General features: G+C 36.9%; 14 protein-coding genes. 3 read left to right on the top strand and 11 right to left on the bottom strand.

Going from position 1 to position 12,936, the window contains the following annotated elements:
* Positions 1-105: 105 nt before the first annotated feature.
* From MKX82_RS25925 to MKX82_RS25945, 5 genes are all read right to left on the bottom strand, one after another.
* Positions 106-981, bottom strand: a complete 876-nt coding sequence (locus MKX82_RS25925; protein ID WP_341081177.1) for an AraC family transcriptional regulator — start codon at positions 979-981, stop codon at positions 106-108.
* Between the two features lie 124 nt (positions 982-1,105).
* Positions 1,106-1,702: a YdeI/OmpD-associated family protein gene (locus tag MKX82_RS25930; protein ID WP_233315106.1), complete on the bottom strand. Its 597-nt coding sequence runs from the start codon at positions 1,700-1,702 to the stop codon at positions 1,106-1,108.
* A 168-nt stretch (positions 1,703-1,870) separates the two neighbouring features.
* Positions 1,871-2,170, bottom strand: coding sequence for a hypothetical protein (locus tag MKX82_RS25935; RefSeq protein ID WP_233315105.1), 300 nt, complete (start codon positions 2,168-2,170; stop codon positions 1,871-1,873).
* 147 nt (positions 2,171-2,317) lie between these two features.
* Positions 2,318-3,070, bottom strand: a complete 753-nt coding sequence (locus MKX82_RS25940) for a GNAT family N-acetyltransferase (protein WP_233315104.1) — start codon at positions 3,068-3,070, stop codon at positions 2,318-2,320.
* A 130-nt stretch (positions 3,071-3,200) separates the two neighbouring features.
* Complete coding sequence (locus MKX82_RS25945) at positions 3,201-4,325, bottom strand: ROK family transcriptional regulator (RefSeq protein ID WP_341081183.1); 1,125 nt, start codon at positions 4,323-4,325, stop codon at positions 3,201-3,203.
* Positions 4,326-4,539: 214 nt separating this feature from the next.
* Here MKX82_RS25945 and MKX82_RS25950 point away from each other — a divergent pair, with 214 nt between their 5' ends.
* Genes MKX82_RS25950 through MKX82_RS25960 form a run of 3 tightly spaced genes read left to right on the top strand, consistent with a single transcriptional unit; the run spans position 4,540 to position 8,273 of the window.
* On the top strand, positions 4,540-5,316 hold the full coding sequence (locus MKX82_RS25950) for an SDR family oxidoreductase (RefSeq protein WP_341081185.1): 777 nt from the start codon (positions 4,540-4,542) through the stop codon (positions 5,314-5,316).
* Positions 5,317-5,339: 23 nt separating this feature from the next.
* A complete protein-coding gene (locus MKX82_RS25955; protein ID WP_341081188.1) occupies positions 5,340-6,875 on the top strand; it encodes an FGGY-family carbohydrate kinase in 1,536 nt (511 codons plus the stop codon).
* Positions 6,876-6,908: 33 nt separating this feature from the next.
* Positions 6,909-8,273, top strand: coding sequence for an MFS transporter (locus MKX82_RS25960; RefSeq protein WP_341081191.1), 1,365 nt, complete (start codon positions 6,909-6,911; stop codon positions 8,271-8,273).
* A 38-nt stretch (positions 8,274-8,311) separates the two neighbouring features.
* Here the strand turns inward: MKX82_RS25960 and MKX82_RS25965 are convergent, their stop codons facing one another.
* The 6 genes from MKX82_RS25965 to MKX82_RS25990 all read right to left on the bottom strand — a co-directional run bounded on the left by MKX82_RS25965 (position 8,312) and on the right by MKX82_RS25990 (position 12,930).
* Positions 8,312-9,892 (bottom strand): hypothetical protein, encoded by a 1,581-nt coding sequence (locus MKX82_RS25965; RefSeq protein ID WP_341081194.1) that lies wholly within the window; start codon positions 9,890-9,892, stop codon positions 8,312-8,314.
* Positions 9,893-9,931: 39 nt separating this feature from the next.
* A complete protein-coding gene (locus MKX82_RS25970; RefSeq protein WP_341081197.1) occupies positions 9,932-10,198 on the bottom strand; it encodes a hypothetical protein in 267 nt (88 codons plus the stop codon).
* Positions 10,199-10,321: 123 nt separating this feature from the next.
* On the bottom strand, positions 10,322-11,545 hold the full coding sequence (locus MKX82_RS25975; RefSeq protein WP_341081200.1) for an MFS transporter: 1,224 nt from the start codon (positions 11,543-11,545) through the stop codon (positions 10,322-10,324).
* 160 nt (positions 11,546-11,705) lie between these two features.
* The gene (locus tag MKX82_RS25980; protein WP_233315096.1) at positions 11,706-11,993 is read right to left on the bottom strand and encodes a DNA-binding protein; all 288 of its coding nucleotides are present in this window, start codon (positions 11,991-11,993) and stop codon (positions 11,706-11,708) included.
* 56 nt (positions 11,994-12,049) lie between these two features.
* Positions 12,050-12,733: a DUF3169 domain-containing protein gene (locus MKX82_RS25985; RefSeq protein ID WP_341081202.1), complete on the bottom strand. Its 684-nt coding sequence runs from the start codon at positions 12,731-12,733 to the stop codon at positions 12,050-12,052.
* Positions 12,730-12,930 carry a helix-turn-helix transcriptional regulator gene (locus MKX82_RS25990; RefSeq protein ID WP_233315094.1) on the bottom strand — a complete coding sequence of 67 codons (201 nt, stop codon included), beginning with the start codon at positions 12,928-12,930 and terminating at the stop codon, positions 12,730-12,732. Before MKX82_RS25990 ends, MKX82_RS25985 begins: the two co-directional genes overlap by 4 nt.
* Positions 12,931-12,936: the final 6 nt, after the last annotated feature.

Consider the following 12,936-nt stretch of genomic DNA (forward strand, 5'->3'; position numbering starts at 1 on the left):
CTCTTTCATATCTTCCATTTTACCATTATTTTTTTGCCTGTATTCTCCTACTTTTGATATAGATGAAATAAAACAGAGCTGTCCGAAACAGCTCTGAATCTTCTACTAGTATTTTGCTACAACAGGAATCCAAATCTCCGTTTTAACAGCTGGTGAAGTTAAATCTTTATTTTTAATGGACAGAATCTCAGGACCTTCTGCTGCTTCATAGTTAGAAGACGGAAACCATTCTGAGTATATTCTTCCCCATGTTGCTTGCAGTGTACTTGGGAATGGGCCGATAGATTCAAAAACCGCCCAAGTCAAAGCTGGCACTTCAAGTTTAGAAAAGTGTTCCGGACAGCTTTCCGTTGTAGCTACACCAATATATTGATCAAGCTCCCCTTTTTCCTCCATCCGCCCTTCTGAAAAGTTAAGAGATGCTTGTATCATTCCTTTAGGCTCTACATTGGACAGATGCTGCAATTGTGCTATTTTCTCCATCGTTAATGACTGCCACATCGCTGTTATTTCTGGATTCTCTCCTTCAAATATTATTGGAACTCTTTTCATAATACCAACTATTTGAAAGGGGTCTTTCTGTTCTATACGGTAATTCATTTCATTACCTCCTCTAATAGATAATTCGAAGGTCATGTGCGGATACGCTTTTAACTGAATACTTTTGCGTTTTACTTCTGATGGGGTAACACCATGCAGCTGTTGAAAAGCTCTAGTAAATGCATCAGGCGAATTGTACCCATATTTTAGAGCTGCATCAATTATTTTTATGCTGCTATTAGTTAGTTCAAGTGCTGCTAAACTAAGACGTCTGCGGCGGATATATTCTGAAAGAGAAATCCCAGCCAAAAAGGAAAACATCCTTTTAAAATGATACTCTGAACAATGTGCTAACCTTGCTACCACTTTAAAGTCTATTTCGTTCGTTAAATTGTCCTCAATATATTTCATTGCATCATTCATGTTTTTTAGCGAATCCATTTTACGACCTCCTCAACCAAATAATAGCTGAAATGATTGCCAGCAACCCGACATTTTGTGCACGATTATGCAGGGTTAAAAAAACCTTCCAATCGAAATATAAGTGGAAGGTTTCATTTTTAATTTACTTGTCGTTTAAGCCTTTGCCGTCAAGAATATGCTGTACATATTTGTCTACTCTAGCGGCTCGAGTTTTTGCTTGTTTTGCTTGTGAAAAATGTAATAAATATGCTCTTTGTCTTCCAGGTGTCAATCCTTCGAATGCAGACTTTAATGCTGGGATTTCTGCAAATTTTATCTGCAGCTCTTCAGGCATGGAGTATTCTTCATTCTTCTTTAATTCAACCTCTAAGCCGGCCTCTTCTACTGCAATAGCTTCTTTAATATAGGCTTTTAAGACTGCTTCCATGTCTATTATTTGCTGAACATTAGTAAACCGGATTTGCCGGGCTGCTTGTACATTCTCTGTTTGCTGAACAAGAATACCTTGTGGGTCTTTTATTAATGCGCCTTTATGAAACAGAAGGGCAACATACTCTTTGAAACCATGGATTAATACGACGTTCTTATCATTAAGTGTATAACAAGGATGCATCCACTTAAAATCCTCTGTAAGCTCACAGTCAAGAATGATATTACGTAATATTCTATATTCCTCTTGCCATGTTTTTGCTTTATTCAAAAATTCATCGACCTTAGGATTAGTTTTATAATTTGACATGAAAAAATACTCCTTTTCGTGTTTCGTTTACCTGACAATTATGTATGTGGTTCTATTATAATCGATTATTATGTGTTTTAATATGTGCTATTTGTGTTAAACAGCCAGAGACTGCGACGTAAAAAATCCAGCAACTAAAATAGTGCTGGATTTTTTACAATACAGTCATTATTTTTTTACACCATCAGGATAATTCTTCGCATGATATTTATCTCCTAAATGAGTGAAATCATCAACCGTTTTGCGCAACTCATTCATAAGTGTATACTTTACGTCATGCATCGTTTTATAAAAGGCATACTCTTCACAGCCCTCATGCTTAATTCCTGCTAAGGCGTTTGATGATACGATTCTCCGATGTTCATCAATTAATTTATCAAGTGCTTCAAACACATGCTGCGTGTATTTTGCTACATTTTTATGCTCCATTTTTAATTGATCCTGCAGTTGTTGAATTTGTTTGTCCATTTCGACCCTCATTTCTTTGTTCTAATCATAAACAAACTTTTATTAATATGTTTTCAAAAAATGGACTGTATCATGACTTGTAAAATTTACATCTTTAAAAAAACAGTTCCCAGTAAATTATAAGAGTAAACATTTTGCCTGCTCCGATTAGTCTTTGCTTCTGTACCAGTATTGGTACACTTCTTTAAAGCCGATTTTGGAATAAAGCTTTAAAGCAGGTTCATTATTTAACATTACTTGCAGATAAGCATATTGCGCTCCATTATCCTTGCCCCAGTCCAGGATATTTTGAATTAGCACTGTCCCATACCCTTTATTACGACAGTTGCTGGCTGTGACGATATCAAATAATCCGATATATCCTCTTTCTAATACACACATCCCACATGCAAGTATTTCACCACTATCGTTCTTCAGCAGAAAATAGGCAGTTTTCGCCACAATGTTTTTTAGCATTTTCGCTAATGTTACTTGATTACTCCCACTAATATGATTGAGGTGGCAATAGTAATTAAACCAATGTTCTTCGAAAGTTTGATAAAATTCAGCCTTATGTACTACTGCAATATTTACATCTTCTAAAGGCAATACTTGAACAGCGGTTAACCCAGCTTGAATATAGCCATTTTTCGCTAAATTCTCATCCAAGTTTTCCGGTAAAGCTTGCTTAGTCATTTTAAAAATTGGCTTTAAATTTCTGTTACGATAGGTTTGTTCGATAGTACTAATTTTATTAGCAACCTCTTGATAGGAAGAATATATCGGATTGACGGAATTTGCTCTGTTGGTATAGCCATCAGCAAAACGCAATACCCATCCATCATACATATTTGTTTGTAAAGCAGGTAAGGCGTTCATGGACAGTTCCTCTATAATTTGAATCCAGTTTGTTCTCGACATTTTACCCCTCCTGTTTAATTGAATAAAAATACTTATTAACTAATAATTATACAAAATTACACAAATTCCTTCTTCCCTAACATGATATTTTTTTCATAGCAAAAAGAAGCATGAAAACTTCTTCATGCTTCTAAATAGTATTTAAAAACGATTGAATAAATGGTATACCTGCACCTAAAAGCACGCCATTTTCTGGAGAACGGCTTATATAAATAAAAGGATCATTGCTTGGAAATGCTGTCTTTTCATTTACTTTTTCATGAAGAATATTAATATCCTCTTCTCTTAAGTATGAAGTAATATGGCCACCCAAAATGAATTCTCTATTCAATACAAGGTGGATATTATTAATGGAAATGGCTAAATAATTAAGGAATTCATTCCATCTCGCAACATAAACTGGAGAATTGTTTCGCAGTTGTTCAAAAAATGACTCTAATGATTCGTCTTCTGTTAGAAGTGCATGGACAGAACTGTATGTTTCCATGCAGCCTTTCTTACCGCAATAGCACGGGGGCCCGTTTGGATTTACTGTCATATGTTCAACCGTTCCGCTATGCCCTTCTTTCCCCATGTAAATCTGCCTGTCGATTATAATCGCTCCGCCAAGATGGGGACCAATCGAGAGGTAGACAGCATCATCCATATCATTTCTTACCCAAAGCTCTGTTGTTGCTGCACATTTGGCATCATGTAAAAACATGCAGCGATATGGCAGATGCTGTGAAAACACCTCAATATCCAAGCCTGTAGAAATTAATATTTTTCCATAGGTTATTTTTTTGCCGTCATTCGATGTTAACCCTTGTACAGCAAAGCCAATTCCGAGAACCTGCTCTTCTTTCACTTGTAAGGCATCAATAAAGGCTAGAACTTCTTGACTTAACTTTTTGTAATAGTAATCCTCATTAGCATATCCCAAGGATAACCGTTTTTGCTGAAATGCTTTTCCAAGCAAATCAATTGCCAGTAATTGTACAGTAGATTTTTGGATCTCCACTCCAATGCTGATTCGGGCCTGTGGGCAGATAGCATAAGCAGCTGCTCGTCTTCCCACTGAAGATTCAAACTGCCCACTCTTCTCAATTAACCCTTCTTGCTCCAAACGGACTAAATTTTGCGTTACTGTCGGCAAGCTTAAATGCAGCAGGTTAGCAATTTCTTGTTTGGAAAGCTTCCCATTTTGATAGATGAGATGATAGATAGCCGAATAATTGCTTTTTTTTATATCTTTAAATGTGATGTTATTTTCCATGAAAATACCTCATTTGATAAACCAATTTTATAAAAATACTTATCTTAACTCCTTTAAATATAACATACGAGCATATCCAATTACAGCTTTGTCAAAAAGCGTCTGACAATTTTTACTTTTAAATAGATTGACTATTATCAAAAGACGTTTTATTATGTAAATGTATTTTATAAAACTATTTTACAAAATAACTTAACGAAAAGGAATGATAAATATGGGCATTATTGAAAAAATGAGACTGGATGGAAAAAAGATTTTCGTTACAGGCGGTGCTAGAGGTATTGGAAAGAGTGTCGCAACCGCTTTCGCTGAAGCTGGCGCAGATATCGCTATTGTAGATTTAGATATTGAAGAAGCGGTCAAGACTGCAAAAGAATTAGAAGCAAACAATGGGATTAAATCCGTTGCTATTAAAGCAGATGTTACTAACCCACAAGATGTAAACGCTATGATTGATACTGTGCTTGAACATTTTGGCCGTTTAGATGTTGCCTTTTGCAATGCCGGCATCTGCATGAATATCCCTGCTGAAGATATGACCTTTGAACAGTGGAAAAAAGTAGTCGACATTAATCTTACTGGTGTATTTCTAACCGCCCAAGCTGCTGGAAAAGTCATGTTAAAACAAGGCGGCGGGTCTATTATTAATACAGCTTCCATGTCAGGTCATATTGTTAATGTTCCACAACCGCAATGCTCTTACAATGCTTCAAAGGCAGGAGTTATTCAATTAACTAAATCATTGGCAGTAGAATGGGCAACAAGAAATGTGCGCGTTAATTCCATCAGCCCAGGATATATCGGCACAGAGCTTACCTTGAATTCGCCAAGCTTACAGCCATTAATTGCTCAATGGAATGAAATGGCACCGCTTAAACGGATGGGAAGACCGGATGAATTACAATCTATCTGTGTTTATCTTGCTGGCGATACGAGCAGCTTTACAACAGGATCTGACTTTGTCATCGATGGTGCATTCACTGCTATTTAATAGATTCATAGGAGGTCATCATAATGAACTACTTACTCGGTACAGACATCGGAACATCTGGTACAAAAACCATTTTAATGGACACAGAAGGAAACTTGCTTGCTCAAGATCTCCAAGAATATGATGTGTTAACACCAAAGCCTTTATGGGCTGAACAGTGGCCTGATGTTTGGCTTGATGCTGCAAAAGCTTCTATCAGAAACACGGTTGAAAAAGCAGGAATTCATCCTGAAGACATTCGCGGACTTGCTATTAGCGGACTGTACGGCGGATCAGGCATTCCACTAGATGAGCATATGGAGCCTGTAAGACCTTGTATGATTTGGATGGACCGCAGAGCTTCTGTCGAAACGCAATGGGTGTTAGATACTATCGGGGAAGAAAAGCTGCTGGAAATTACCCATAATGGCGCCGATCCTTACTACGGCTACACGAAAATATTATGGATGAAAAATCACGAACCGGAAAACTGGAAAAAAACGAAGCTGTTCTTGCCTCCGAATGATTATGTTATTTATAAACTGACCGGAGAAGTGGCGATTGATTATTCTTCAGCTGGTAATATTGGCGGGATTTTTGATATGAATAACCGCACTTGGTCAAAGGAATTGCTCGATGCAATGGGAATCCCCTATTCCATGATGCCAGAAAAAATCGTTGAATCAACAGACATGATCGGCGGGTTAACAAAAGAAGCAGCTGCAGAGTTAGGACTTGCAGAAGGAATGCCTGTTATCGCCAGCGGGATTGACTGTGGTGCAGCTAATATTGGCCTTGGTGTGTTTGAATCTGGCAAATATGCAGCAGCTATTGGCACGTCCATGTGCGCCGCATTGATTTCTGATCAGCCAGTGAAAGGAAAAGACTTAATTGTTTGGCCGTATTTATTCGATGCTAAAAGACTATCATACTATTTTGCTGGTGGAGCTACTGCAGGAGCAATCGTAAAGTGGTTTAGACAAACGCTATGCCAATTTGAATTAGAAGCAGAAAAAGCAGGCGGGAAAAATGCTTATGATGTATTAAATGAACAGGCTGCCAATATACCTGCTGGCAGTGAAGGATTAGTTGTTCTTCCCTACTTTATGGGCGAAAGAAGTCCTGTCTGGGATTCAGATGCGAAAGGCACCATTGTCGGTTTATCTTTAGCACATACGAAAGCACATATATATCGCGCCTTTTTGGAAGCGGTTGCCTACAGTTTAAGAGATGCCATTGAAGCAACAGGCGAAAATGTAGGTGAATCAATCTTGCTTGCAGGAGGTGTTACTAAATCAAAATTATGGAGACAAATTTTTGCTGATGTGACAGGCTATCCAGTTGTATGTCCTATTCACGATGTCGAAGCAAATATGGGGGATGTAATGCTGGCTGGAATTGGTACTGGTTTGCTTTCCTTTGAAGATGTGAAAAAGTGGCAGGTTCTTGATGAGAAGATTATGCCGATTGAAGACAATCACAAGAAATATAATGACTATTACAAAGTTTATAAATCTATTTACCAAAACTTAAAAACAGATATGAAAACGTTGACAAAAATATCAGCAGCTACAGTATGAATTTAGCAGCAGTAAAAAGGAGTTGTGATAAATATGGATAAATGGAGAAAAAGAATTGGATACGGGGCGGGCGATTTTGCCTGCAACCTCGTATTTAGTACAATGGCATCCTACCTCCTTTTCTTTTATACAGATGTTTTCGGAATTTCGGCAGCGGTTGCAGGTACTTTAATGTTAGTAACGAAAATCATCGATGCTTTTGCTGATACTGGCATGGGATTATTGGTGGACAGAACGAAAACCAGATGGGGTCAAGGGAGACCTTACTTCATTATTGGGGCACTTCCTTTTGCTGTGTTTACTATTATGACCTTCATCGTTCCTGATTTCAGCATGTCAGGCAAAATTCTATGGGCGTATATCACTTATTGCTTGTTGAACATTGCTTATACCGTCGTAAATATTCCATTAAACACGATTGTACCTCGGTTAACTTCCGATAATCATGAGCGCAACTGGTTAGTATCAACTAGAATGATCTGTGCATTGCTTGGGACTGCATTAGTAATGACCATCACCACACCGATGGTAAATTTCTTCGGTCAAGGAGATGACCAAAAAGGTTATTTAGTTACAATGACTATATATGGCATTGTCGCTGTGCTTGTCTTTGTGTTCACCTTTATGAATACAAAGGAAGTTGTGCCGCCGACCGTCCAGCCTGGCAAGTCCTCCTTTAAAGAGGATTTCAAAGGATTAACAGCCCCTGCTGCTATATTTTTTATATTAAACTTTCTCTACTTTAGTCTATATGTTATCCGAAATACGACTGTTATCTACTATTTCACCTATAATCTTGGCAGAACCGATTGGCTCACATTTGTAGGGATATTCGGAATTCTTTCCGGATTGCCAATCCTGCTATTATTGCCTTGGCTCCAAAAAAAGATGGCAAAGAAAAATGTTTTGCTTTTAAGCACCTTAATTTATATTGTTGGAGATTTAGTCCTTTACTTTGGAAAAACATCCCCTGCCATGCTGATTGCCGGCTTAACGATAACTGGTCTTGGCATTTACGGCATCTTTGGGACAACATTTGCGATACAGCCGGACGTTATTGATTATTCCGAGTACAAAAATAATCGCAGTATTTCTGGAATGATTGCCGCATTCCAAGGTTTTTTTGTAAAAGTCAGCTTAGGTCTTGGCAGCGCCCTTGTAGGAGTTTTCCTTAAAATCGGTGGATATGTACCTAATGCAACGCAAACTGAAAGCGCTTTAAAATATATTGAGATCAGCTTTATCTTGGTTCCGCTTATTATTTGTGTGCTGATTGGCATAACGATTGTTTTCTATAAGTTAGATGACAAACGGGCCGAAATGGATATTGAACTCGAACGAAGACGTGCAAAGATTAACAAAAATACCGAGCAGGATGCTTTAAACGAAGCACATTAAGTGTTAAGAGGATAGTGGATACCGCTATCCTCTTATCTTCAATGAAAGCCTTTCATATAAAACTCAATTGCTGTTGCTTCTTCGTTTTGAAGTCTTTCACGATTGCTTGATAATAAAGTTATTAATGCATTCATTTGCTCTGATGATGGTGTCACAAAGCTGCGATTAAAATGATTAATCCACTTCAAAAGAGCAGACTTACCTAATCTGGAAACTTCTCTGTTTTCACATTGAACATAAAAACTTATACTATAAAAAATTGCTTCCCATTTGGATAAAGAACATAATAAAATGGCTATATTATATTTAGTATGTTCATAGCTTGCTTCCTTATAAATATCATATAAGTAATCCTTTATATCTTCGTAATAATGCTGTGCTATTGCCTTTCGTGCAGCCTTGGATATGCCTATCATTTCCGATTGCAGAAGCTGAATAAATTCTTGCTTATACTTTGCTCCATCTAACTTCGATATAGCATGGATAGCAGCTTTTGTGATGGAAATACGGCTGTGATACAAGTACGGCTGTATTAGCTGTGCTTGTTCTTTACTGCCTGTCTCCCCTATTCCTAATAAGCTTTCACGAATATACTGGTTAGCATTCAACATACCCATATAAAAGCTGCTGAAATCTATGGATGTTTTTTGCTTCTTTAATAAAAATCTAGCAAAATAGCGAATAGTACTGCTTTTGTCTAAAAGTGCCGCTTCCAATTCCCTGCCACTTATTTCTGGAAAGTAGGAGTGAAATACCTCCAATCCCTTTAAACGAATCGAAGGAAACTTATCTCTTTTAAAAATAGAGTAATGCTCTTTAAATTCATGAGCTTTGAGACTACTTACTAATTCATTAAACAAACTTTGCCGCAAAAGAGGGTCCTTTTCCTTTTTATATAGGTTTACTAGTAATTCCTTATCATATAGATTTGCGTGCATGATCATTTGATAACAAAAATACCGGTCGTTCCTATCCTTTGCGCTTGTCCCCTCTTTCAGAAAAGGCAATGATTCTGGCTGTGATAAAACTTGAGCAACTTGTTGAAAAAGATGCTCTTTCTTAAGTTGCCACTTAAAAACAAGAGGAAGACTTGAGACAATTTCAGCCATATACTTATCATTTAAGCGACGCTCCACATATTTATCAGCTGCTCCCCTCACTGCTGCAACCCAATCCTTACATCTCAAAAGCAAAAATGGCCACTCTTTACCTGAAGTGTATTGATTTAATAGAATTAAAGCTTTTTCACGGAAATAGCCATTTGGGTGAAAGCTGCACAACCCTAAAATAATCACTCTCTGTTCTTCCGGCATATTTGGCAATAATAAATTCTCCGGGTTTTCCTTACTCCAATCCATGGACCAGTCTAATGAAGTTCGTTCTCGAAACAAGGCATCAAGTTTTGCCAATTCAAGGATGGTTAAGCACGCAACATGTTTAGTAAGCATACTAGCTGTTCTTCTTTTCAACACATCAGAACGTGTTAACAATAAGGGAAAAATAGCGGGAATTCTTGTTAGCTCGATATTGTCTGTATCTTTAAGCAGTTCTTCTATATAGCCATCTGAAAATCTGTCTGCAGGATTGTCTTTTTTACGTTTAGAAAACGGCCATTTCAATGGATATCTCCTCCCAACGGAAACCTAAGGCTTTAGCAATTAATCAATTATCTCCCAAACTCTTTCATCTTCTATCGTAAGCATCTTATTGAAAACTCCTAACGTTCTTACAGTTAGTTTTTCTCCATTTTCGAAATCAAATTCCTTTTCATAAGTTGCATAAACGCCGAAATTAGATAGATTAGAAGTACTGCTGCTTATCATGATATTGTCTATTGAGCATATTTGATTTGAATTGCAGTCAAGTCCATTTGTTGCAATTAACCATTGATCAAATTCTGTATTTGAAGGGGTAGTAAACCACATAAAAACAAATAAAACTATAATAATACTCGCTGCCACATACCTCTTTTTCTTGAACAAATCTATTATTCCTTTCTACAATAATGTGGCTATCTTGATAAAAAAAGATAGCTGCCAACTTGGCAGTTATCTTAAAGTTTCTTGTTTCGCTGCTAAATACATACGGTTCTGTATCCCGGTAATAAAAGAAAGCAAAAAGCAAGCTGTGGCTGTTAGGAAAGTACATACCACCCCAAACTCTTCAGTAAGCCATCCTAAAAAAACAGACGAAATACCGAATGCCGCATACATTAAAGTCCCTCTTGCAGAAAACACTTTAGCAAGCGCCTCTTGCCTAACTGCTTTCTGGAAAATGGATACCTCAGCTACGTCTTTAACCATCTGAGGAAATCCAAATAACAACGAAATGATTAAGGCAATCCAAGCATTCGAGATTAGCGCGAAGGCTAATGTAAGGATCACTAGTAAGAAGGTGGACCAGATAATGTAATACCCCAGCTTTTTCTCCAGCTTATCTGCAATTCGATAGACAATTAAACCACCAAAAAACATGCCTGCAAAGAAGGATGCATTTATTATCCCCCACCAAAACTCTTGCTTATGAAGAACTTCTTCTACATATACATATAAAATCGCAGCAATCCAAACGCCATTAGCAAAGGTTTCAAAAATATTCATTAAACTAATAGATCGGAGTTGTCTATTCTCCCAAATAATTATCCAGCCTTCTTTAATGGAGGACCACTTAGAAATAATCACTTCGTTTTTTGGTTGCTGATCTTGTTTAATATAAAACATAAACAATGAAGAAATAATGAATAAACAGAAAGTCAGCCAAAGAAGATGATTCCCTCCCCAAATAACTAACAGTATGCTCCCAATCGGCCAGGCGATTAACTGCGTTATTTGGTCAAGAACAGCTAAAAAACTATTTGTCTTGACGAGTTTCTCTTTTTGTACGAGAACTGGGACTAGTGCATTTCTGGCTGGCGTAGCACATCCATCTAAAAAGGATATGAAGGCAATCAGTATATACAATAGAATCAAGTTATCTAACTGAATCGTCGGTATTAATATACAAAGCAGGAAAAGCAGCAGCGTCTTACCACTTTGCGAATAAAATAAAATCCATTTCAGTTTATATTGATCAAGAATAATCGGCGCAAAAAAACCGCTGCATAATGCCGTAATGGTGATAACAAATGGCACTAGCGACATTAATGTTACAGAGTTAGTTGCTTTATAAACAATTGTTGTTAAACTAACTGTATAGATGACATCACCTAGATTAGCTAACATTTGGCCAAGCCAAAGAAACCTAAATGACATCTCATTTTTAAATTTTGACATAGGTAGCCCTCACTTCTTAATTTATTAAGTTTTAAGAAAGCGGGGAATTCTACATTGGATAGCCTCCTGTCAAAATATTCTAAATCAAGAATACCATAAATCTGTTTATTTGTACCATTATTTGTTAGAAAAAAAGCCGCCTAAAGGCAGCAGGCAAATATCATTGTTTTTTATACAAATCCTCCGACGACAACCATTGAACCAATTGTTCGTATGGATAATAGGTAGTTCCTTTTAATACCAATTTAGGTGCATCAGGATATTTTTCCAACAGTTCTCTAACCTCTTCAGGGCGTAATCTTAAATAAACAAATAAATCTCGTTCTTTAATTAATAAAGGAGTTCCTGATGGACTGCCTTTAGGATTTTTAAAATTTTTCAAACCATTTCCGATGAAATAACCCAACAATGCCAACCCTGCACCTATCCAGAAAAAATCAATTTCCACGTCTTCAACCCTCTCTTTTTTTATCATTAATACGAGTATCAACTGCAAAAAGTTACCTATTTGTTGCGAATGGATAAATAATATTTGCCATTTGCCAGCACTAGAACAATGCTCATAGCTATTATGGAGAAAATTTGTGAATTACCTGATGAGATGGAATAGAATGTGGCGAACATGATTGCTATTAGTAAAGCTGTGCAAAAAAGATGATATGATTTATAAAAACCTATTAACATCACATGTTTTTCTCCATCATCAGCGACGTTTAATAGGGCATTTCCATAATCTTTATGCGAAGACCTTGGAATGATTGGGCGATGTGGTTGCACCAATCTATACAGATTCATCATAATTGACATTAAAATGCAGCAAATTAAAACGGTAATTAAGGAGAGTATAATAATTACAATTTCTTTATTGGTAATGAGCGTAATACATAACGCTAGCAAAGAAAAAATGAAATTAGAAAAAGTCAATAACGCATAATCTGAAAGCTTTTTATAAATTTGGATGTCTACTGCATCTTCTTCCTCTCCATCGACATCTTTATTATTTAAACTAATAATCTGCTTGTATAATCCAAAGCTTACCCCCATTACAATCACAATAATAATAAATATTGCAATTACAAACTCATCTACATATGGATCAAAATTTATTTCAAAGCCTTTCAAGATCAGAATCGAGCTAAAAAACCCGAGAATTGCACTAACAATGATTTTAATCGATGTTCTCATCATTCATCCTCCTCTATAAAAAATACATTTTCGACAGGCTCATTAAATATCCGGGCAAGCCGCACTGCAATTAATAGTGAAGGAATAAACTCCTCCCGTTCAATTAAACTGACTGTTTGCCTGCTTATCTTGGCAAGCTTGGCGAGTTGAGTTTGATTTAAACCGTCCCGTGCCCGCAGCTCCTTTAAACGACTTTTCATAATTTT

Source organism: Niallia sp. FSL R7-0271, assembly GCF_038005785.1.
GTDB lineage: Bacteria > Bacillota > Bacilli > Bacillales > Cytobacillaceae > Niallia.

Excerpts from the sequence above, each read along its gene's own strand:
- MKX82_RS25975 (WP_341081200.1), bottom strand. The coding sequence starts at position 11,545 with ATGTCAAAATTTAAAAATGAGATGTCATTTAGGTTTCTTTGGCTTGGC.
- MKX82_RS25940 (WP_233315104.1), bottom strand. The coding sequence starts at position 3,070 with ATGTCGAGAACAAACTGGATTCAAATTATAGAGGAACTGTCCATGAAC.
- MKX82_RS25990 (WP_233315094.1), bottom strand. The coding sequence starts at position 12,930 with ATGAAAAGTCGTTTAAAGGAGCTGCGGGCACGGGACGGTTTAAATCAA.
- MKX82_RS25960 (WP_341081191.1), top strand. The coding sequence starts at position 6,909 with ATGGATAAATGGAGAAAAAGAATTGGATACGGGGCGGGCGATTTTGCC.
- MKX82_RS25945 (WP_341081183.1), bottom strand. The coding sequence starts at position 4,325 with ATGGAAAATAACATCACATTTAAAGATATAAAAAAAAGCAATTATTCG.
- MKX82_RS25925 (WP_341081177.1), bottom strand. The coding sequence starts at position 981 with ATGGATTCGCTAAAAAACATGAATGATGCAATGAAATATATTGAGGAC.
- MKX82_RS25970 (WP_341081197.1), bottom strand. The coding sequence starts at position 10,198 with ATGTGGTTTACTACCCCTTCAAATACAGAATTTGATCAATGGTTAATT.
- MKX82_RS25950 (WP_341081185.1), top strand. The coding sequence starts at position 4,540 with ATGGGCATTATTGAAAAAATGAGACTGGATGGAAAAAAGATTTTCGTT.
- MKX82_RS25935 (WP_233315105.1), bottom strand. The coding sequence starts at position 2,170 with ATGGACAAACAAATTCAACAACTGCAGGATCAATTAAAAATGGAGCAT.
- MKX82_RS25930 (WP_233315106.1), bottom strand. The coding sequence starts at position 1,702 with ATGTCAAATTATAAAACTAATCCTAAGGTCGATGAATTTTTGAATAAA.
- MKX82_RS25955 (WP_341081188.1), top strand. The coding sequence starts at position 5,340 with ATGAACTACTTACTCGGTACAGACATCGGAACATCTGGTACAAAAACC.
- MKX82_RS25985 (WP_341081202.1), bottom strand. The coding sequence starts at position 12,733 with ATGATGAGAACATCGATTAAAATCATTGTTAGTGCAATTCTCGGGTTT.